This is a genomic window from Aestuariivirga sp., assembly GCF_044239095.1.
Taxonomy (GTDB): Bacteria; Pseudomonadota; Alphaproteobacteria; order Rhizobiales; family Aestuariivirgaceae; genus Aestuariivirga.
On record NZ_JBIICB010000043.1, the window covers coordinates 1 to 21,267 of the forward strand.

The window sequence follows — 21,267 nt, forward strand, 5'->3', positions numbered from 1 at the left end:
CGCTTTTGCACTGCAAAACGACCTGACGGCTCGCGCTCCAAGAAGGACAATCAGACATGGCTCGGAAGAAAATCGCATTGATCGGCGGCGGCATGATCGGCGGCACGCTCGCGCATCTCGCTGCCCTTAAGGAACTTGGCGACATCGTCGTGTTCGACATCGCGGAAGGCCTTCCGCAGGGGAAGTCGCTTGACATCGCTCAGTCCGGCCCGGTCGAGGGCTTCGACGCGAAGCTTACGGGTGCGAATTCCTATGAGGCGATCGCCGGGGCGGATGTCTGCATCGTCACCGCGGGCGTTCCCCGCAAGCCCGGCATGAGCCGTGACGATCTCTTAGGCATCAACCTCAAGGTCATGGCCTCGGTCGGCGCCGGCATCAAGCAGCATGCCCCCAATTCCTTCGTCATCTGCATCACCAACCCGCTCGACGTCATGGTCTGGGCCCTGCAGAAATATTGCGGCCTGCCCACCAACAAGGTCGTCGGCATGGCGGGTGTGCTCGACTCCGCCCGCTTCCGCCACTTCCTCGCCGAGGAATTCAACGTGTCCGTGGAAGACGTCACCGCCTTCGTCCTTGGCGGCCATGGTGACACCATGGTGCCGCTCATCCGCTATTCCACCGTTGCCGGCATTCCCGTGCCGGATCTCATCAAGATGGGCTGGTCCACCCAGGACAAGATCGACAAGATCGTCCAGCGCACGCGCGATGGCGGTGCCGAGATCGTCGGCCTGCTGAAGACGGGTTCGGCATATTATGCGCCCGCCACCTCGGCCATCGCCATGGCGGAGAGCTACCTGAAGGACAAGAAGCGGCTTCTCCCCTGTGCGGCCCACCTCACCGGCCAGTATGGCGTCTCCGGCACCTATGTCGGCGTTCCTGTCGTCATCGGCGAGAATGGCGTGGAGCGCATCGCCGAGATCGCGCTGAACGAGGAAGACCAGGCAGGCTTCAAGAAGTCAGTCGATGCCGTCCACGGCCTCATGGCCGCGGCCAAGACCATCGCTCCGGACCTCGCCTGACGCGCACGTAACACGAGAGAGCGCACATGAACATTCATGAGTACCAGGCCAAGGAAGTGCTCCGCGGCTTCGGCGTCACCACCGGCCGCGGCATCGCGGCCTTCACGGTCGATGAAGCGGTGAAAGCCGCCGAAACGCTGGGCGGCCCCGTCTGGGTCGTCAAGGCGCAGATCCACGCCGGCGGCCGCGGCAAGGGCGGCGGCGTCAAGGTCGTGAAGTCGGTGGCGGACGTGAAGGCCGAAGCCACCCGCATGCTGGGCATGACGCTGGTGACCCACCAGACCGGCCCCGAGGGCAAGCTCGTGCAGCGCCTCTACATCGAGGAAGGCACGGCCATCGCCCGCGAGCTCTATCTCTCGATCGTGGTGGACCGCGAGACCTCGCGCGTTGCCTTCATCGCCTCCACCGAAGGCGGCATGAACATCGAGGAAGTGGCGCACGCGACGCCGGAGAAGATCATCACCGTACAGGTCGATCCCGCTTCGGGCTATGCGCCCTATGTCGGCCGCCGCATCGCCGCGGCCTTGAAGCTCGAGGGCGACCAGGTCAAGCAGTGCGTGAAGATTATCGGCCAGCTCTACAAGGCCTTCACCGAGAAGGACATGAGCCTGCTCGAGATCAACCCGCTCGTGGTGACGAAGGACGGGGCACTCGTCTGCCTCGACGCCAAGATCAACTTCGACTCCAACGCGCTCGACCGCCACCCGGAGATCAAGGAGCTGCGCGATCTCACCGAAGAAGACCCGAAGGAGATCGAGGCCTCGAAATACGATCTCTCCTACGTGGCGCTCGACGGTTCCATCGGCTGCATGGTGAATGGCGCAGGCCTCGCCATGGCCACCATGGACATCATCAAGCTCTACGGTGCCGAACCCGCCAACTTCCTCGACGTCGGCGGCGGCGCCTCGAAGGAGAAGGTGGCAGCGGCCTTCAAGATCATCACCGCGGACCCACGCGTGAAGGGCATCCTCGTCAACATCTTCGGCGGCATCATGAAGTGTGACGTGATCGCCGAAGGTGTGATTGCCGCGGTGAAGGAGGTGGGCCTGAAGGTTCCCCTCGTCGTGCGGCTTGAAGGCACGAACGTGGACCTGGGCAAGCAGATCATCCGCGACTCCAAGCTCAACGTCATCCCCGCCGATGACCTCGACGATGCAGCCTCCAAGATCGTCAAAGCAGTGAAGGAAGCGGCCTGATGTCCATTCTCGTCAGCAAGTCGACCAAGGTCATCTGCCAGGGCATCACCGGCAACAACGGCACCTTCCACACCGAGCAGGCCATCGCATACGGCACGCAGATGGTCGCGGGCGTCACCCCCGGCAAGGGCGGCGCGACACACATCGGCCTCCCCGTATTCGACACGGTGTGGGACGCGAAGCAGGCCACGGGTGCTGACGCCTCCGTGATCTACGTGCCCCCGCCCTTTGCAGCGGATGCGATCCTCGAAGCGATCGACGCGGAAATCCCGCTCATCGTCTGCATCACCGAAGGCATTCCGGTGATGGACATGGTGAAGGTGAAGCGCGCGCTTTCAGGCAGCAAGTCCCGCCTCATCGGGCCCAACTGCCCGGGCGTCTTGACTCCCAATGAGTGCAAGATCGGCATCATGCCCGGCAATATCTTCAAACAAGGCACTGTCGGCATCGTCTCGCGCTCCGGCACGCTGACCTATGAAGCCGTGTTCCAGACCACGCAGGAAGGCTTAGGGCAAACGACCGCCGTGGGCATCGGCGGCGATCCCGTCAAGGGAACCGAGTTCATCGACATGCTGGAAATGTTCCTCGCCGACGACGCGACGGAATCGATCATCATGATCGGCGAAATCGGCGGCTCGGCGGAAGAAGACGCAGCCGAATTCATCGCGAAGTCGAAGAAGAAGAAGCCCATGGCCGGCTTCATCGCCGGCCGCACCGCCCCTCCCGGCCGCCGCATGGGCCACGCCGGCGCCATCATCTCCGGCGGCAAGGGTGGTGCGGAGTCCAAGATCGACGCCATGAAACGGGCCGGCATCGCCGTCGCGGATTCGCCTGCATTGCTTGGCAAAACACTGGTGAAGAAACTGAAGGGCTGAACGATATTCCTCTCCCCCACGCATGTGGGGGAGAGGGCAGGGTGAGGGGGTGGCTCAGCACACCGGGTCTCCGAGACCTGAGTTCGCTGAACGACCCCCTCACCCCTCCCTCTCCCCCGCTGAAGCGGGGGCGAGGGGGAAGAACGAGACAAGGCTGAAAGCACTCTTTCAGCATTGAACAATACTCTCCCGCGACCGCGCGGGAGGGCCGCCAACAGAGGACAATGGGATGAACAAGACCGATCTCACCACCGCCTTCGAGCAAACCTCCTTCCTCTATGGCGGCAACGCCCAATACATCGAGCAGATCTACGCCAAGTATCTCGAGAACCCCGCCGCCGTGGACATCCACTGGCGGCAATTCTTTGCCGGGCTCGAAGACAGCCAGGCGAAGGTGACCGGCCCCTCCTGGGCGCGCAAGGACTGGCCGCAGGCGGAATCGGGCGATCTCGTCTCCGCACTCGACGGCAACTGGCCCGCGGCCCCAGCGGCAAAGCCCGCCAAGGGTGCCGAGCCCAAAGTCCCCGGCCTTTCGGCGGAAGACGTGCGCAAGGCCACGATGGATTCCGTCCGTGCGCTGATGATGATCCGCGCCTACCGCATGCGCGGCCACCTCGCAGCCGACCTCGACCCCTTGAAGCTCAAGGAACCCGAAAGCCACCCCGAACTCGACCCCGCCTCCTACGGCTTCACGGACGCCGACATGGACCGGCCGATCTTCCTCGATCACGTGCTGGGCCTCGAACACGCCACCATCCGCCAGATCACCGACATCCTGAAGCGCACCTATTGCGGCACGCTGGGCGTCGAGTTCATGCACATCTCGGACCCCGAGCAGAAGGCCTGGATCCAGGAGCGCATCGAGGGTGCGGACAAGTCCATCAGTTTCACCGCCAATGGCAAGAAGGCCATCCTCAACAAGCTGATCGAGGGCGAAGGCTTCGAGCAGTTCCTGAACGTCAAATACACCGGCACCAAGCGCTTCGGCCTTGATGGCGGCGAGTCGATGATCCCCGCGCTGGAACAGATCATCAAGCGCGGCGGCCAGCTGGGCTTGAAAGAGATCGTCTTCGGCATGGCGCATCGCGGCCGCCTCAATGTGCTGGCCAATGTCATGTCCAAGCCCTTCTCGGCCATCTTCCATGAGTTCAAAGGTGGCTCCTCCACGCCTGACGAGGTCGAAGGCTCGGGCGACGTGAAGTATCACTTAGGATCCTCGTCGGACCGCGCCTTCGACAACAACACGGTGCATCTCTCGCTCACCGCCAACCCCTCGCATCTTGAAATCGTCGATCCCGTGGTGCTGGGCAAGGCCCGCGCCAAGCAGGACCAGAGGAATGACAAGGAGCGCACCTCGGTGCTGCCACTGCTCATCCATGGCGACGCTGCCTTCGCAGGCCAGGGCGTTGTGGCGGAATGCTTCGGGCTTTCAGGCCTGCGCGGCCACCGCTCCGGCGGCTCCATCCACTTCATCGTCAACAACCAGATCGGCTTCACGACCAGCCCGCACTGGTCCAGGTCCTCGCCCTATCCTTCCGACGTCGCCAAGATGATCGAAGCGCCGATCTTCCACTGCAATGGCGATGACCCCGAGTCCGTCGTCTATGCCGCGAAGATCGCCACCGAGTTCCGGCAGAAATTCAAGAAGCCCGTCGTCATCGACATGTTCTGCTACCGCCGCTTCGGCCACAACGAAACGGACGAGCCCGCCTTCACCCAGCCCTTGATGTACAAGCGCATCGCGGGCCAGGCCACCGTCGTCACCCTCTATGGCAAGCGCCTGATGGAGGAAGGTGTGCTCTCGCAGGACGAGCTCGACGCGATGAAGGCCGCCTACCGCAAGACGCTGGACGAGAACTTCACCTCGGCTGAAGGCTACAAGGCCAACAAGGCCGACTGGCTCGACGGCCGCTGGGCCGGCCTCAAGGCCGCGAAGGACCTTGAGGAGCCGCGCAAGGGCGACACGGGCGTTCCCGCGGCGAAGCTCAAGGAGATCGGCCTCAAGCTCACCAAGATCCCCAAGACCTTCAAGGTCCACCGCACCATGCAGCGCGTGCTCGATGCGCGCCGCAAGATGATGGAGGATGGTGCCGGCCTCGACTGGGCGATGGCAGAGCATCTGGCCTTCGGCACGCTGCTGCTCGACGGCTTCCCGGTGCGCCTGTCAGGGCAAGACGTGCAGCGCGGCACGTTCTCGCAGCGCCATGCCGTGCTCGTCGATCAGGAAAACGAGAAGCGCTACACGCCGCTCAATCACCTGTTGAAGGACCAGCAGGTGAAGATCGACGCCATCAACTCCATGCTCTCGGAAGAGGCCGTGCTGGGCTTCGAATATGGCTACTCGCTGGCGGAACCCAATGCGCTCACCATCTGGGAAGCCCAGTTCGGCGACTTCGCCAATGGCGCACAAGTTGTGTTCGACCAGTTCATCTCCTCAGGTGAACGCAAGTGGCTGCGCATGTCGGGCCTCGTCTGCCTGCTGCCGCATGGCTATGAGGGCCAGGGGCCGGAACATTCCTCCGCGAGGCTCGAGCGCTATCTGCAGATGTGCGCGGAAGACAACATGCAGGTGGCGAACTGCACCACGCCCGCCAACTACTTCCATATCCTGCGCCGTCAGCTGAAGCGCGACATCCGCAAGCCCTTGATCATCATGACGCCCAAGTCGCTTCTGCGCCACAAGCGCGCGACCTCGACGCTTGCCATGATGGACGAAGGCACCACCTTCCACCGCCTGCTGTGGGACGATGCCGAGATGGTGCCGGGCGAGGCGATCAAGCTGAAGGCGGATGACAAGATCCGCCGCGTCATCCTGTGCTCCGGCAAGGTCTATTACGATCTCTACGAGGAGCGCGAGAAGCGCGGCATCAATGATGTCTACCTGCTCCGCGTGGAGCAGCTTTATCCGTGGCCGCACAAGGCATTGATCAACATCCTCTCGCGCTTCAAGGGTGCGGAGTTCGTGTGGTGCCAGGAAGAGCCCTACAACATGGGCGCCTGGAGCTTCGTGCAGCCCAACATCGAGCGTGTTCTCGACTTCATCGGCGCGAAGAACAGCCGTCCCCGCTATGTGGGCCGTGCCGCTTCCGCCTCCACCGCAACAGGCTTGATGAGCCGCCACCTCAAGGAACTGAAGACGTTCCTCGACGAGGCGCTCTCCGACAGCAAGGCTTGAAGGAACAGAAAAGATGGCAAAGGAAATCCGCGTTCCGGCTCTGGGTGAGTCAGTCACCGAGGCGACGATTGCAAAGTGGTTCAGGCAGGCGGGCGATGCGGTGAAGGCCGATGAGCCCCTGGTCGAACTCGAAACCGACAAGGTGACGGTCGAAGTCCCCGCACCCGCTTCCGGCAAGCTCTCCTCCATCGATGCCGCCCCCGGCACCACGGTGAATGTCGGCGCGCTCCTGGGCCTCATCGAGGAAGGTGCTGCAGGTGCCGCTCCGCCCAAGGCGGCGGAAGCCCCGAAGAAGGTTGAAGCGCCTGCACCCGCTGCGAAGGCGGCAGAAGCTCCGCTCTCGCCTGCCGTGCGCAAGATGGTGGAAGAGAACAAGGTCGACACCTCCTCCGTCACCGGCACCGGCAAGGACGGACGGCTCACCAAGGGCGACGTGATCGCACACCTTGAAAAGCCCGCAGCCCCCGCACCCGCTCCGGTGGCCGCGCCGCGTGCAGCCTCGGCACCGTCCGATGCCACGCGCGAAGAGCGTGTGAAGATGTCGCGCCTGCGCCTCACCATCGCGCGCCGCCTGAAGGATGCGCAGAACACCGCCGCCATGCTGACGACCTTCAACGAGGTCGACATGACGGCGACCATGGCGCTCCGCAACCAGTACAAGGACCTGTTCGAGAAGAAGCACGGCGTGAAGCTGGGCTTCATGAGCTTCTTTGTGAAGGCCTGCATCCAGGCGCTGAAGGAGATTCCGGCGGTCAATGCCGAGATCGACGGCGACGACATCGTCTACAAGAACTTCTACCATGTCGGTGTCGCGGTCGGCACAGAGAAGGGCCTCGTCGTTCCCGTGCTGCGCGATGCGGACATGCTGTCCTTCGCCGGCATCGAGAAGACCATCGCCGAATATGGCAAGCGCGCGCGTGACGGGCAGTTGCAGATCGCGGAGATGCAGGGCGGCACCTTCACCATCTCCAACGGCGGCGTCTATGGCTCGCTGATGTCCACCCCCATCCTCAACGCGCCGCAATCCGGCATCCTCGGCATGCACAAGATCCAGGAGCGCCCGGTGGCGCTGAACGGCCAGGTCGTCATCCGTCCGATGATGTATCTCGCACTGTCCTATGATCACCGCATTGTCGATGGCAAGGAAGCCGTCACCTTCCTGGTGCGCGTGAAGGAGAACCTCGAGGATCCGCAGCGGACGATTCTGGATCTGTAACAATAAGCACCGTCATCCCGGCCCCTCATGCCGTCATCCCGGCGAAGGCCGGGATCCAGCTTCGGGCACAAAAGCTGGACCCCGGCCTTCGCCGGGGTGACGGACAAAAAAGAGAGTGAGGGAAGTAAACACATGACCAACGTCGCAATCGTCACAGGCGGAAGCCGCGGCATCGGCAGGGCCACCGCCCTGAAGCTCGGTGCGGAAGGCTACACCGTCGTCGTAAACTACGCGTCCAACGAAGCCGCGGCGAACGAGGTGGTCAGCGCCATCACCGCGAAGGGCGGCAAGGCCGCCGCCATCAAGGGCGATGTCGCGCATGAATCAGACGTCCTCGCCCTCTTCGCCGCAGCCGACAAGCTTGGGCCCCTGAAGCTCCTCATCAACAATGCCGGCATCATGGACCGCCAGAACCGCCTGGACGAGATGAGCCTCGAGCGCCTGAAGCGCCTGTTCGACATCAATATCCTCGGCTCCTTCCTCTGCGCGAGGGAAGCCGTGAAGCGCATGTCGACCAAGCACGGCGGCTCAGGCGGCGTCATCGTCAACCAGTCCTCAGCCGCAGCTGTTCTGGGAGCGCCCGCACTTGGCGTCGAATATGCGGCAAGCAAGGGTGCGATGGACGTGCTCACCATCGGCCTCAGCCGCGAGGTGGCCGCCGAAGGCATCCGCGTCAACGCCGTGCGTCCCGGCATCATCGACACCGAAATCCATGATTCCTCCGGCATTCCCGGCCGCGTGAAGATGATGCGCGACCAGATCCCGATGAAGCGCGAGGGCAAGGCCGAGGAGGTGGCGGACGCCATCCTCTGGCTCTGCTCGGATCAATCCTCCTATGTCACCGGCGCCATCGTCCCCGTCGCCGGCGGACGCTGCTAACAGGAACAAAACCATGGCCAATGCTTTCGACGTCACCATCATCGGTACCGGCCCCGGCGGCTATGTCTGCGCCATCCGCGCAGCACAGCTGGGCTTGAAAGTGGCGGTGGTCGAGAAGCGCGCCAGCCACGGCGGCACCTGCCTCAACGTCGGCTGCATCCCGTCGAAGGCCCTGCTCCACGCCTCCGAACTCTATGCCGAATCGAAGCACAGCTTCGCCAAGATGGGCATCAAGGCCGAAACCAGCATCGACTTCCCGAAGATGCTGGGCTTCAAGCAGGAGGCCATCGACGGCAACACCAAGGGCATCGACTTCCTGCTGAAGAAGAACAAGGTCACGGTATTCCGTGGAACCGGCAAGATCGCAGGCCCCGGCAAGGTCACGGTGGGTGACGAAGTGATCGAGACGAAGCACATCGTGATTGCCACCGGCTCGGATGTCGCAAGGCTCAAGGGCATCGACATCGACGAGCAGCGCATCGTCTCCTCCACCGGTGCGCTGGAACTGAAAGAAGTGCCGCAGCACCTCGCCGTCATCGGCGCGGGCGTCATCGGCCTCGAGCTCGGCTCCGTCTATGCGCGCCTCGGCGCGAAGGTGACGGTGATCGAGTACCTCGACCGTATCCTGCCCGGCATGGACCTCGATGTGGCGAAGAACTTCCAGCGCATGCTGCAGAAGCAGGGCTTCGCTTTCAAGCTGTCATCGAAGGTGACGGGAGCCACGAAGGCGAAGGACAAGGTCACGCTTTCGGTCGAGCCCGCCGCAGGCGGCACCGCTGAACAGATTGAAGCCGACGTCGTCCTCGTCGCCGTGGGCCGTGTTCCGTATACGGATGGCCTCGGGCTCGATACCGCAGGCGTCAAGCTCGACAACCGCGGCCGTGTGGAGGTCGATCACCACTACGCCACCAATATCCCCGGCATCTATGCCATCGGCGACGTCATCAAGGGCCCCATGCTCGCCCACAAAGCGGAGGATGAGGGCATCGCACTGGCCGAGATCCTCGCAGGCCAGGCAGGCCATGTGAATTACGGCGTCATTCCCGGCGTCGTCTACACCAACCCCGAAGTCGCCGCCGTCGGCAAGACCGAGGAAGAACTCAAGGCCGAAGGTGTCGACTACAAGGCAGGCAAATTCCTGTTCCTCGCCAACGGCCGCGCCAAGGCCAACCAGACGACGGATGGTTTCGTGAAGGTGCTGGCCGATGCCAAGACCGACCGCGTGCTGGGCGTCCACATCGTCGGCCCGCAAGCTGGAGAGCTCATCCACGAGGCCGCGGTGCTGATGGAGTTCGGCGGCTCGGCGGAAGACCTCGCGCGCACCTGCCACGCGCATCCGACGCTGTCGGAGGCGGTTAAGGAAGCTGCCATGGCGGTCGCGGGCCGGGCGATCCACGCCTGACCACCCATTCCCTTCTCCCGTCCGAAGGATGGGAGAAGGTGCCCGGCAGGGCGGATGAGGGCCTCTGTCGACCGGCACGACTCGCGGAGAGAGGCCCTCATCCGGCCTTCGGCCACCTTCTCCCATTGCTTCGCAACGGGAGAAGGGGACAGTCTTTTACAGTCCCGTCGTCGGCTGCGGATTCGTGCCGTCGAAGAACCTGGCATAGCGGAACGGTGAGGGATCGACACACGTCGTCTCCCCCGTCACGATCTCGGCCATCAGCTTGCCCGCGCCCGGCCCCAGGCCGAACCCGTGCCCTGAAAATCCCGTGCACAGGTGGAAGCCCTCGAGGCTTGCCACCTTGGAGATCACCGGCACGGCATCGGGCATCGCATCGATGATGCCGGCCCAGCGCTCGGCGATCTTCATGGGCCCGAAGACCGGATAATATTCCTTGAGGAATTTTTCCGCCTCCGCGAGAATGTCCTGCACGGGTTCCGGATCGAGAATGCGCACAAGTTCGAAGGGGGAGACCTCGTCCAGCGCCCAGCGCCGCTTGAGCCGCGCCTCCTCGATGAAGCGCGCGCCCAGCCGGAGCCGCAGCCCCATCCAGTCCAGCTTCAGGGCAGGCAGGAAGTCGCGGAACAGCCGGAAGGAGTCCGGCACAATGTCGGCGACCGAGAGATGGCGGTGCGCCACGGTATATCCGCCGTCGAGGCGCTTGCGGAATGTAAAGTGCCCGCCGGAGCAGCTGCGGGTGAGCCCGGTGTCGAGCGGCTCCGTGCGCATCACGGAATTGACCACGCCCAGCTGTGGCAGATCGATCCTCAAGTTATGGCAGAAGCGGCGTGACCATGCGCCGCCCGCCAGCACCACCGTATCACAGGCGATGGCGCCGCGCTCCGTCACCACGGCGCAGATGCGGCCCGCTTTCGTTTCCAGCCCGCGCACCGCGCAACGTGTGAAGACCTTGCCGCCCTTGCGCCGCAGCGCCTCTGCCATCAGCGGCACGGCCATGAAGGGCTCGGCGCGGGCATCGTCGGGCGTATAGAGCGCTCCCTTCCAGGGCCTGGTGCAGCCGGGCTGCAGCGCATTGGCCTCCGCCGCACCGATCATGCGGGAGGAGAGGCCCGCAGGCTTGCCGTTCGTTTCCAGCCACGCGGTCTTGGCGGCGAGCTGCGCTTCGGTTTCGCAAAGGTAGAGGATGCCGCAGCGCGTGAAGCCTGTCTCGCCCCCGATCCGCGCATTCATCCCGTCCCACAGCGAAAGCGCGACCTTGATCAGCGGGATTTCGCGCGGGTCGCGGCCCATGGAGCGGCACCAGCCCCAGTTCCGGCTCGATTGTTCGGCGGCGACCTCGCCCTTTTCCAGCAGCACCACGTCGATGCCGCGTTCGGCGAGTTCGAGGGCGGTCGACACGCCGGCCACGCCGCCCCCGATCACGCAGACGGCGGCCTGTTTCGGAAGAGTTGAATCGGACTGGACGTGGGAGATGACCGGCATGGTGGTGTTTTAGCGCGCCCGGCCTGCGTGTTCCACCCTCACCTGCGCGGGTGGGCCTTGCGATACTGTTCGAGGAGATGCGCCCTGTTCACTTCCGTATAGGCCTGCGTGGTGGAGAGGCTGGCATGGCCCAGCAGTTCCTGGATCACGCGCAGGTCTGCGCCATGCGCGAGAAGATGGGACGCGAAGGAATGCCGCAGCGCATGCGGCGTTGCCGTCTCGGGAAGGCCCAGCGCGCCACGCAGCCTGGCCACCAGCATCTGGATGTTGCGCGCATTAAGCGTACCGCCCTTCAAGCCTCGGAACATCGGTTCCTTCGGCGCCAGCGCGAAGGGGCAGAGGTCGAGATAACGCGCTACCGCCGCGCGCGCCACGGGCAGCAGCGGCACGATGCGCGTCTTGTTGCCCTTGCCGGTGATGGTCAGGAACCCGCCGCCAGCCTGTGATGGGCTGAGGGCGAGCGCTTCGGAGATTCGCAAGCCGCAGGCATACAGCAGTGTCAGCACCGCCTCATCGCGTGCCAGCACCCAGCGCGGCGTATCCGGCAGGGCCAGCGCATCGGCCTTCACCAGCGTGGCGGCCTTTTCCGGCGAAACAGGCTTGGGGACCGCATGGGGCAGCTTCGGGGCCCGGATGGCGGAGAGTGCGGCATTGCGGAACAGCCCCACCTTCTCGGCATGGCGGTAGAAGGATCGAAGACCCGACAACTGCCGCGCAAGCGTGCGGCTTTCCACACCTTGCGTTCTGCGGCGGGCAAGGAAGGCACGGAAGTCGGAGACCGTCAGCGCGGAGAGTTCGGCGGTCCCTGGCGCGCCGCCCAGATGCTCCGCCATGAACTGCGCAAACTGCCCGAAGTCGCGCGCATAGGCTTCAAGCGTCTTCGGCGACATCCGCCGCTCGGCCTTGAGGCTCTGCAGCCAGGCCTGCGCCACCGCGGCAGCATCAGGGGCAAGGCTGAGGGCGAAGTCTGACATGAGCTGAGTTTAGGCGTTGATTGGTTAACTTCCTGCCGCGTGAAAGCGCCCGCATCCGCCCTTCGGGACGGGAGAAGGGGAAGCTCTGATATCTCGATCCCCTTCTCCCGTTGCGCAGCAATGGGAGAAGGTGGCCGGCAGGCCGGATGAGGGCCCCTGTCCGCTATCTCCCGATCAGCGGCACACCCGGCGCCGCGTCCCTTGGCAGATGGCCGGTCAGTCTTGGGTCCTCGTGCACCTCCACCATCACGGCATAGGGCCTGAACCCGGAGCGCTGGTAGAAGGCCAGGGCATCGGGATGGTCGAAGGTGCAGGTGTGCACCCAGAAGCGCGAGATGGGCGCTGCCCAGGCGCGGGTGATCGCTTCATTCATGAGCCAGCGGCCAACCCCCGTGCCGACGGCGGAAGGCACCAGGCCGAAGAAGGAGAGTTCGCACTGCCCATCGTCCCGGAAGTCCAGTTCGAGAAGGCCGATGTCTCTGTTGTCCCTCACCACCGCATGGCTGTGGACTTTCGGATCACCGATGATCCCCGCAAGTTCCGCCTCCGGCATGATCAGGCGCGAGAACCACATGATGTCGCGGCCAATGTCATGAAACAGGCTGCGGAAGCGCGCGGTATCGGCAGCGCCCAGCCGGGCGAGCGACAGTCCCTGCACGTCTGGCAAGGGCCGGGGCGATGGCCTGGCCATCATCTCGAGGCAGGTGACGACATTCGCCAGATGGCCTGGCGGCAGCGGGTGGTATCCGGCAGGAAGGGGCGTTCCGTGCATGGCATGAGCTCCGTGGGCTTGAGCATCATCCGCAAACGTGGGAACCACTTTGGTGAAGCATGCTCAAGCAATTGATCTTGCGCGCGTTCTTTTCGGCCAGGTGTTTCCACCTGGCCGGAACGCACGCTAGCGCCGCAGGCGGCGTTTGTTGGCCCGCACACGCCGCGCAGCCGGCGCCAGCACGGCCTGCACGAGGCGGCCGCTGCTGGCGGGCCGCCACGGCGCCAGCATGAGCCGGAACATCTCAACCTGCATGGCGACGCAGGCCTCGGCGAAGGCCAGTTGCTTCTCGATCACCATCCGCGTCATCTCGGCCTGTGACGCGGCGGTGGGGTTGACCATTCCCCACCAGATCACGGGCATCCGCCGCGCGATGACCTCGGCGGCGGACAGTCCCATATCGAAGGGGGAGTGCTTCATGATGCCTCAGCGCATGGTGGGGATGGAGAACTGCGCGCCTTCCTTGATGCCCGAGGGCCAGCGCGCCGTCACCGTCTTGGTCTTGGTGTAGAAGCGGATCGAGTCGGGTCCGTGCTGGTTCAGGTCGCCGAAGGCCGAGCGCTTCCAGCCGCCAAACGTGTGGTAGGCCAGCGGCACGGGGATGGGCACGTTGATGCCTACCATGCCAATCTGGCAACGCGAGGCGAAGTCGCGCGCCGTGTCGCCGTCACGCGTGAAGATCGCGGTGCCATTGCCATATTCATGGTCGTTCACCAGCTTGAGACCCTCGTCATAGGTCTTGGCGCGAACCACCGAGAGCACCGGACCGAAGATCTCTTCCTTGTAGATCCGCATGTCCTTCGTCACGTTGTCAAACAGCGTGCCGCCGAGGAAATAGCCGTTCTCGTAGCCCTGCATCTTGAAGCCGCGTCCGTCGACCTTGATCGTGGCGCCTTCCTTGACCCCGGTATCGATGTAGCCCTTGACCCGGTCCAGCGCCTGCTTCGTCACCAGCGGGCCATAGTCCGCCTCGCGGTCGGTCGACAGGCCCACCTTCAGCTTCTCGACGCGCGGGACGAGCTTCTCGATCAGCGCATCGGCCGTCGCTTCGCCCACGGGCACGGCAACCGAGATCGCCATGCAGCGCTCGCCGGCAGAGCCATAGCCCGCACCGATCAGCGCATCGACGGCCTTGTCCATGTCGGCGTCCGGCATGATGAGCATGTGGTTCTTGGCGCCGCCGAAGCACTGTGCGCGCTTGCCGTTGGCGGTTGCGCGCGAATAGACATACTGCGCGATGGGCGTCGATCCCACGAAGCCCACGGCCGCGATGTCCGGGTCATCGAGGATGCCGTCGACGGCCTCCTTGTCCCCGTTGACCACGTTGAAGATGCCAGCGGGCAGGCCAGCCTCCAGGAAGAGTTCCGCCAGACGCATCGGGCAGGACGGGTCACGCTCCGAGGGCTTGAGGATGAAGGCATTGCCGCAGGCAATCGCGGGTGCGGCCTTCCACAGCGGGATCATGGCCGGAAAATTGAAGGGCGTGATGCCGGCGGCGATGCCGATCGGCTGGCGCATCGAATACATGTCAATGCCGGGGCCGGCCCCGTCCGTATAGTCGCCCTTCAGGAGATGCGGAATTCCGCAGGCGAACTCGACCACCTCGACCCCGCGCTGCAGATCTCCCAGCGCATCCGGAATGGTCTTGCCATGCTCCATGGAGATCAGCGTTGCCAGTTCCTCGGCATGGGTGCGGGCAAGCTCGAGGAAACGCATCATCACGCGCGCACGGACCTGGGGGTTCTTCGCCGCCCATTCGGGCTGGGCCGCCTTGGCATTCTCGACGACGGCGCGGAGTTCTTCCGGGGAGGCCAGCGCCACCCGTGCCGATACCTCTCCGGTATTCGGGTTGTAGACCTCCGCGTAGCGGCCGGACGTGCCCTTCACATGCTTGCCGCCAACGAAATGTCCGATGTCCTTGACCATGTGTCCGTTCCTCAAAAATGAATCGGCGCCAACCTAGAAGCCGGGGCCGATGGCGGCAAGGGCCATCCTGCGCACGCCGTCATCCCTCGATGCTTACAATTTTAAGAGGAATATCTGATCATTTATGCAATCTAAAGTAAGTTCTGTCATCTTGATTCTGTTGCATTGCAACATGATCTTGATGTCAGCGACCAAAATGAATGGCGAAACGAGGACTGTCCGGATGACCCGCAACGCCGAGCGCTATCTGATCCGCAAGCTCTGGAGCCTCGAGGTGGGGGCATTCCGCCGCCATCTGCTGCGGCTTGATCCGGAAACCCGGCAATTCCGCTTCGGGACGGCGGTCAACGACAATTTCCTGCATGCCTATGCCGACACGGCCCGCCGCACCGGAACGGTGATTTATGGCGCCTTCCTGGGTTCGGAACTCTGCGCCTCGGCGGAGCTGCGCGCGCTGCATGTCATGGGTGATGAGCTGGCGGAGGCTGCCTTCGTGGTGGAAACCGCCCATCGCCACCAGGGTCTGGGCTCCGCCCTGATGAACCGCATCATCACCGCCGCCCAGAACCGCGGCATTCACCAGCTGCACATGATCTGCGCCCGCGAGAACCATCCGATGCAGCAGCTGGGCCGCAAGTTCGGCGCGAATTTCACCCCGGGGGAAGGCAGAGGCGCTGGGCGCACTCGCGACCAGCCCCGCCACCGCCTTCTCGCTCTGGGGCGAGGCCATGCACGACACTACCGATTTCGTGACCGCCGTCCTCAACTGGTCGAGAGCCAACTGACCGCAGGACGAGCCTTGCTTCCGGGGGCAGTTCAATCCCCCGCCGGGCTCTCGCGAGTGGCCGCCGCCGGCACCCAGGCGTAGCCGTCATCGTCGAGGATGACGCATTCGCGAAGTCCGTGCGCCTTGTCGATGGACCCTGCGAGCACCGTAAAGCCGAGCTCACGCGCCTTGGCCTCAGCCCGGTCAGGGTCGCAGCCGTAGAGCCTCAACTCCACGCCTGCACCCCGGGCATCCACCCCGGCAACGACACCTGAAAGCGGGTGTCCGCGATAGGAGCGGTCGGCATGGAACATGAAATCCTGCCCGTTCCAGCGCAGCGCCGCGAAATCCTCATTGTGGTAAAAGGGCGTCGCACCCAGCACCTCGGTGGCGAAGGCCACGGCGCGCGGAACGTCGGTGACCAGCAGGTTGAAGCCGAGGCCTTTCAGGCTTCGGCCATAGTCGACAGCGGATGGCTCACTCATGAGGCCAGTTGAACACGCGCCGTTTCTGATGCCAAGCTCCACTTGACCGTGCAAGCCGGAATCCGCTTTGGGTCGGCGATGCCATGCTGGCGCATCGCCAGCAGGAAGACCACGGCAGCATCAGTGACTGCCTCGGCGATGTCGACGGCCCCAATGCCGTCCTCCAGCATGTCAAGGAGATGCGCCGCGGCGGCCTCCGTCAACTCGGCCGCTTCGGCGGCGGAAAGTTCCTCGGCCGCAGCCCAGGTCTCGATGAGGTCGCCCTGGTCGAGTTCCGCCACGAGCTGAGATCCGACGGTGAAGACCAGGCATCCCGCCCCGGCTGAAGCCCCCTCATTCATCGCTGGCCCGCGGAAACCCGGGCACACCAGGGTGAAGCCCTCGGGCTTCGCTTCGAACACATTGCTACGCTGCATCACAACACCTCACCAACGATTGCGCCCATCATGCCCCTATGGAGTTTGCGAGATGGTTAACCATCTTGCGCGAGGCTTGGCGGACGTTACTGCGGGGGCGCTCCCGGCACAGCTTTGCGCCGGTCCATCGCGTCAGGATGCGTTCAACCTCTGGCACCGTAGGCCAGGCTCTTCCACCGGGCCTGATAGGCGTCGAGGCCGCTGATTGCCGAAGGCGCCACCTCGCCGAGTTCCAGTGCGATGGCCGGCAGCCTTCCATCATCGATCATGGCGATTGCAGCCGCACCGGCCGTTGTGCCGTCGCGCAGGGCGGAGGCCTTTACCTTCTGTCCCGTCCGCAGCTGTGCCAGCACGGCCAGCAGCACCTTGTTCTGGGAGAACGGCCCATCGACGATGATGTCGTCCTGTGAGGCGATCGCATCGAGCTGCTCTGAAACCATGAGCGCGCAGTACAGCGCGGCGAGAGAGGCTTTTTCAGCATCTGACACGGGCGGCGGACCCTCGATGAAGCCCTTTCCGAGCGAGTCCGGCACCGGCCCGCTGGTGAGGGTGAAGGACGGCACGGCATGGGTGCCGCGCTGCACCAGACCGGCCACCGCCGCAACGCTCGCGGCCTCGGCTGGCGCTCCCTGCGCCACCGCCTCGAACTCCTTGCCACCGAAGAAGCGGCTGCAGCACACGTTGCGGCCGAGCACGTCGGTGTTGGTGTTGGTGTCACGTTCCGGGTCAAGCACGTCAACGGAGGTCGACGGATTGAAGCTGATGCTCCAGGTTCCGGTTGAGACCAGCGTGAAGCGGTCGAGCCCGGCGCAGACATAGCGCATGAAGTTGGCGGTCGAATCATGGACCCCGCCCAGCACCCGCCCTTCACCGCGGAAGCTGCTGCCCCGGTATTCGGGCAGCAGCGTTCCGATTGCCTCCCACGCCTTGGCCATGGGCGGGAACAGCCTGTCCCAACCCAGCTCGCGCGCCATGCGCGACGGCGCCTGCGCGCGCGTGTCCATCAAATGGGTCTGGCACGCCATGGAGGAGATTTCCGTCACCCGAACCCCGCTCAGGCGGTAGCCCACATACTGGATCCATGGCAGCAGCGTCCTGACACGTGCAAAGTCCTCGGGCCACATGCGCATCTGCCAGTAGAGCTGCAGCCCATGGGTGATGGCCAGCGGCAGCAGCGGGCAGAATGCCTCTTCGAAACCAGGCATGATCTTGCGGTACTCCGCCACGATTTCGGGCGGGGGCTCGCTGGTATAGTCCATCACCGGCAGCGCAAGATTTCCACCCGCATCGAGGCAGGCCATGGCGGCGCCGTGGGCGGTAGGCACGATGGCGTCGATGGGCAGCAACCGGTCAAGCTCCGGAAGTGCTGTCCGGCACAGCTCCGCCATCGGCTCCGGATCGATGTGGAGATAGGGTGGACCCGGCACATGCCTGCTCAGGCCCTTGCGCTCCGCCAGCAGCTCGCCCTTGGCCGAGAACAGCGCGATCTTGGTATTGGTGAACCCGACATCGATCACTGCGATGCCGCGTGGACTGCTCTCCCGCATGCCGTTCTTGTCCTTGTTTGCGCCACTCTCTCGCATCCTGCGCATGGGCGTCAATCGTCAAGCACACTTGTATGGGTTGTGGTTCGCAGTCTATAGCGGGCCATCCGGACATCAAACATCGGGAATCGAACGCACATGGCCAAGCTCAAATTTCTCGACCTCCGCGAAGCGGTGATCGACACCTGCCTCAAGATGAACGAGGAAGGCATCAACCAGGGCACCTCCGGCAATGTGAGCGTGCGCACGCCCGAGGGCTTTCTCATGACGGCCTCCGGCATCCCCTACCACAAGATGAAGCCGGAGCATGTGGTCGAGATGGATCTCGATGGCGGCTACACCGGCGAGTATCTGCCCTCCACGGAGTGGCGGATGCACATGGATATCTTCAAGCACCGCCCCGAGGCCGGAGCGGTCGTCCATACCCATTCGATCTATGCCACTGCCCTGTCCTGCCTCAGGAAGGACATCCCCGCCTTCCACTACATGATCGGCATCGCCGGCGGCACCACGCTGCGCTGCGCCACCTATGCAGAATATGGCACGCAGGAACTTTCCGCCGCCATGCTGAAGGCAATGAAGGACCGCGAGGCCTGCCTCCTCGCCAACCACGGACAGATCGCCTTTGGCGACAATCTCGCCAAGGCCCTGTGGCGCGCGGGCGAGGTCGAGACCCTCTGCCACCAGTACTGGGCGGCGCTGCAGGCGGGCAAGCCCGTGCTCCTCAAGGAGCGGCAGATGACAACCGTGCTCGCCCGGTTTAAGACATATGGCAAGCAGCCCGGCGAGTTGAAGAAGGGCGATGCGCTCTCGGTGACGGGCCCCGTCCGCCGCGACGTTCCCAAGGCTCTCGCCACAAAAAAGAAAGTGACAAAGAAAGCGTGATCGCAGGCGTCTCCCCCCTCGTTGCCGAACTGAAAGCCCGCGCGGACGCGGGGAGACCTGTTACCATCGGACTTGCCGGCTGCGGCCAGATGGGCACCGACATGATGGTGCAACTGAACCGCATGCCGGGGCTGAGGCTCGGCGCCGTGGCCGAGATGCGCCCCCCGCAGGCGAAGGCCGCAGCCGCCCTCGCCGGATTTCCCGAGGAGCGCACGGTCTATGCCGAAAGCCCCTCCGCCATCGACGCCGCCATCGCCAAAGGCCTGATCGCCATTACCTCCGACCCCGAGACGCTGGCCCGCTCAGGCCTTGTCGACGTGGTGATCGACGCCACGGGCAACCCCAACACCGGCACGCAGTTCGCGCTTGAGGCCATCGCCAATGGCAAGCATGTGGTGATGCTGAACGTCGAGGCCGACATCACCATCGGCCGCCACCTCCATGCGGAAGCCAGGCGCGCCGGCGTCGTCTACACGGGTGCCGCGGGCGACGAGCCCGCCGCCACGCTGGAACTGATCGGCTTCGCCCAGTCCATCGGCCTTGAGGTCGTCTGTGCGGGCAAGGGCAAGAACAACCCGCTCAAGTGGGACGCGGTGCCCGCCGACTATGAGGCGGAAGCACAAGCCCGCAACATGAATGCGCGGATGCTGGTCGAATTCGTCGACGGCTCCAAGACCATGGTGGAGATGGTGGCGATCGCCAACTGCACCGGGCTGGTTCCCGACGTTCCCGGCATGCACGGCCCCGCAGCCACACGGGACGAACTGGCCCAAGTGCTGATCCCGAAGGAACATGGCGGCGTCCTCTCGAAGAAGGGCTGCGTCGACTATTCCATCGGCAAGGGCGTGGCACCCGGCGTCTTCTGCATCGTGACGACGGATCACCCCCGCCTGCAGGAGCGCATGATCGACCTGAAAGTCGGCAAGGGCCCCTACTTTGCACTGACGCGCCCCTATCACCTGACCAGCCTCGAGGTGCCGCTCTCCGCCGCCCGCGCCGTGCTGCACGGCCAGGCGGACATGGTGCCCCTCGAACAGCCCGTCGCCGAATGCGTCACCCTGGCCAAGCGCGACCTGTCACCCGGCGAGGTGCTGGGCCGCATCGGCGAGACCGACTACCGCGCCTGGGCCATGACCCATGCGCAAGCGCGCAACGCCAACGCCATTCCCTTAGGGCTAGCCCAGGGTGCGAAGGTGGTGAAACCGGTGAAGGCCGGCGAGCGCATCACCTACGACAACTGCGTGCCGGACGATTCCCTCCTCGTCACCCAGATCCGCCGCCGCCTCGACCAGGCCGACACGCGCTTCCACGCGCTGTAAACATTGCCCTCCTTGGCGTCATCATCTCAGCAGGAGCCCTACGCTGCATCGCAACATGCTGTTTGCATTGCAAAATAAAACCGCATGGCCGCTCTTTAAGTTGACTTGCCCTCACCACCCGAACTACTCTCTCAGAACTTTTGCAATTCCAGAATAACAAATGCGCTCCAGCCAAGTGGGGCCACGGGAGATCGACTTCATGCCTGCGAATGCCGCCAGTGTCGCTTCCAAGGAGGCGGCGAGCCGGACGGAGCGCCGCCCCTGGCTGCCGCATTGGCTGACGTCGGAACACCCCTTCCCGTGGCTTCTGCCCGCCGGGGCGCTGATGGTCGTCTTCGGCATCTACCCGCTGGTCTATGCAGTTGCGCTGTCCTTCTACAAGAAGAACGCGGCCACCCGGAAAATGGTGCTCGACTTCGACCATAACTGGACGAAGGTCTTGTACGACGAGCGCGTCTGGAACGCGCTGTTCAATACATTCGTCTACACCGGCATCGCACTCGTGTTCCAACTGGTGCTGGGCATGCTGATCGCCCTGCTGCTCGACTCGGACCGCAAGGGCTATGCCCTGCTGCGCGGAATGATGACGCTGCCGCTGGTGATCCCGCCCGCCGTCACCGCGATGATGTTCCTGTTGATGCTCAACGGCTCCTTCGGCGTGCTGAGCCGCAGCCTGATCGCCATGGGGCTGCTGCCGGTGGGCTTCTCGATCCTGGGCAATGCATCGACGGCCATGGCCGGCGTGCTGCTGGCGGAGATCTGGCAGTGGACGCCCTTCATGGTGCTGATCATGCTGGCGGGCCTGCGCTCTCTCCCGAAGGAACCGTTCGAGGCCGCGGCAATCGACGGCGCCACCGCCATCCAGGCCTTCTTCAAGCTCACACTGCCGATGATGTCCAAGGTCATCGCCATCGCCGTGCTGATCCGCGGCAT

19 protein-coding genes are annotated in these 21,267 nt (G+C 64.2%); 11 read left to right on the forward strand and 8 right to left on the reverse strand.

Annotation, left to right across the window (positions count from 1 at the left end):
- Positions 1-56: 56 nt before the first annotated feature.
- The 7 genes from mdh (at position 57) to lpdA (ending at position 9,762) form a co-directional block, all read left to right on the forward strand.
- Positions 57-1,019 carry a malate dehydrogenase gene (gene mdh / locus ACILRA_RS06200; RefSeq protein ID WP_395661225.1) on the forward strand — a complete coding sequence of 321 codons (963 nt, stop codon included), beginning with the start codon at positions 57-59 and terminating at the stop codon, positions 1,017-1,019.
- 26 nt (positions 1,020-1,045) lie between these two features.
- Positions 1,046-2,215 carry an ADP-forming succinate--CoA ligase subunit beta gene (gene sucC, locus ACILRA_RS06205; protein ID WP_395661226.1) on the forward strand — a complete coding sequence of 390 codons (1,170 nt, stop codon included), beginning with the start codon at positions 1,046-1,048 and terminating at the stop codon, positions 2,213-2,215.
- Positions 2,215-3,090, forward strand: coding sequence for a succinate--CoA ligase subunit alpha (gene sucD / locus ACILRA_RS06210; RefSeq protein ID WP_395661227.1), 876 nt, complete (start codon positions 2,215-2,217; stop codon positions 3,088-3,090). Before sucC ends, sucD begins: the two co-directional genes overlap by 1 nt.
- Before the next feature lie 229 nt (positions 3,091-3,319).
- A complete protein-coding gene (locus ACILRA_RS06215) occupies positions 3,320-6,265 on the forward strand; it encodes a 2-oxoglutarate dehydrogenase E1 component (protein WP_395661228.1) in 2,946 nt (981 codons plus the stop codon).
- 13 nt (positions 6,266-6,278) lie between these two features.
- The gene (odhB, locus tag ACILRA_RS06220; protein ID WP_395661229.1) at positions 6,279-7,481 is read left to right on the forward strand and encodes a 2-oxoglutarate dehydrogenase complex dihydrolipoyllysine-residue succinyltransferase; all 1,203 of its coding nucleotides are present in this window, start codon (positions 6,279-6,281) and stop codon (positions 7,479-7,481) included.
- Between the two features lie 132 nt (positions 7,482-7,613).
- On the forward strand, positions 7,614-8,360 hold the full coding sequence (locus ACILRA_RS06225; protein WP_395661230.1) for an SDR family oxidoreductase: 747 nt from the start codon (positions 7,614-7,616) through the stop codon (positions 8,358-8,360).
- Between the two features lie 13 nt (positions 8,361-8,373).
- Complete coding sequence (gene lpdA / locus ACILRA_RS06230; RefSeq protein WP_395661231.1) at positions 8,374-9,762, forward strand: dihydrolipoyl dehydrogenase; 1,389 nt, start codon at positions 8,374-8,376, stop codon at positions 9,760-9,762.
- 156 nt (positions 9,763-9,918) lie between these two features.
- Here lpdA and ACILRA_RS06235 read toward each other — a convergent pair whose 3' ends face one another.
- The 5 genes from ACILRA_RS06235 to ACILRA_RS06255 all read right to left on the reverse strand — a co-directional run bounded on the left by ACILRA_RS06235 (position 9,919) and on the right by ACILRA_RS06255 (position 14,919).
- Positions 9,919-11,247: an NAD(P)/FAD-dependent oxidoreductase gene (locus ACILRA_RS06235; protein ID WP_395661232.1), complete on the reverse strand. Its 1,329-nt coding sequence runs from the start codon at positions 11,245-11,247 to the stop codon at positions 9,919-9,921.
- Positions 11,248-11,285: 38 nt separating this feature from the next.
- Positions 11,286-12,221 carry a tyrosine recombinase XerC gene (locus ACILRA_RS06240; RefSeq protein WP_395661233.1) on the reverse strand — a complete coding sequence of 312 codons (936 nt, stop codon included), beginning with the start codon at positions 12,219-12,221 and terminating at the stop codon, positions 11,286-11,288.
- A 163-nt stretch (positions 12,222-12,384) separates the two neighbouring features.
- On the reverse strand, positions 12,385-12,993 hold the full coding sequence (locus ACILRA_RS06245; RefSeq protein ID WP_395661234.1) for a GNAT family N-acetyltransferase: 609 nt from the start codon (positions 12,991-12,993) through the stop codon (positions 12,385-12,387).
- 126 nt (positions 12,994-13,119) lie between these two features.
- Positions 13,120-13,413 (reverse strand): hypothetical protein, encoded by a 294-nt coding sequence (locus ACILRA_RS06250; protein WP_395661235.1) that lies wholly within the window; start codon positions 13,411-13,413, stop codon positions 13,120-13,122.
- 6 nt (positions 13,414-13,419) lie between these two features.
- Positions 13,420-14,919, reverse strand: coding sequence for a CoA-acylating methylmalonate-semialdehyde dehydrogenase (locus ACILRA_RS06255; RefSeq protein WP_395661236.1), 1,500 nt, complete (start codon positions 14,917-14,919; stop codon positions 13,420-13,422).
- Between the two features lie 223 nt (positions 14,920-15,142).
- Between ACILRA_RS06255 and ACILRA_RS06260 the strand changes: the two genes are divergently transcribed.
- Positions 15,143-15,787 (forward strand): GNAT family N-acetyltransferase, encoded by a 645-nt coding sequence (locus tag ACILRA_RS06260; protein WP_395661237.1) that lies wholly within the window; start codon positions 15,143-15,145, stop codon positions 15,785-15,787.
- On the opposite strand, the gene ACILRA_RS06265 is transcribed toward ACILRA_RS06260, so the two are convergent.
- The 3 genes from ACILRA_RS06265 to ACILRA_RS06275 form a co-directional block, all read right to left on the reverse strand.
- Entirely contained in the window at positions 15,736-16,170 is a 435-nt protein-coding gene (locus tag ACILRA_RS06265; RefSeq protein ID WP_395661238.1) for a hypothetical protein, read from the reverse strand. The genes ACILRA_RS06260 and ACILRA_RS06265 overlap by 52 nt on opposite strands.
- Positions 16,167-16,586: a hypothetical protein gene (locus ACILRA_RS06270; protein WP_395661239.1), complete on the reverse strand. Its 420-nt coding sequence runs from the start codon at positions 16,584-16,586 to the stop codon at positions 16,167-16,169. The genes ACILRA_RS06265 and ACILRA_RS06270 overlap by 4 nt, the downstream gene beginning before the upstream one ends.
- Before the next feature lie 143 nt (positions 16,587-16,729).
- A complete protein-coding gene (locus tag ACILRA_RS06275; protein WP_395661240.1) occupies positions 16,730-18,178 on the reverse strand; it encodes an FGGY-family carbohydrate kinase in 1,449 nt (482 codons plus the stop codon).
- Between the two features lie 90 nt (positions 18,179-18,268).
- On the opposite strand from ACILRA_RS06275, the gene ACILRA_RS06280 reads away from it, so the two are divergent.
- From ACILRA_RS06280 to ACILRA_RS06290, 3 genes are all read left to right on the forward strand, one after another.
- Entirely contained in the window at positions 18,269-19,015 is a 747-nt protein-coding gene (locus tag ACILRA_RS06280; RefSeq protein ID WP_395661241.1) for a class II aldolase/adducin family protein, read from the forward strand.
- Positions 19,012-20,334 (forward strand): NAD(P)H-dependent oxidoreductase, encoded by a 1,323-nt coding sequence (locus tag ACILRA_RS06285; protein ID WP_395661242.1) that lies wholly within the window; start codon positions 19,012-19,014, stop codon positions 20,332-20,334. The genes ACILRA_RS06280 and ACILRA_RS06285 overlap by 4 nt, the downstream gene beginning before the upstream one ends.
- Positions 20,335-20,533: 199 nt before the next feature.
- On the forward strand, positions 20,534-21,267 hold a 734-nt coding region (locus tag ACILRA_RS06290), incomplete at its 3' end, for a carbohydrate ABC transporter permease (protein ID WP_395661243.1).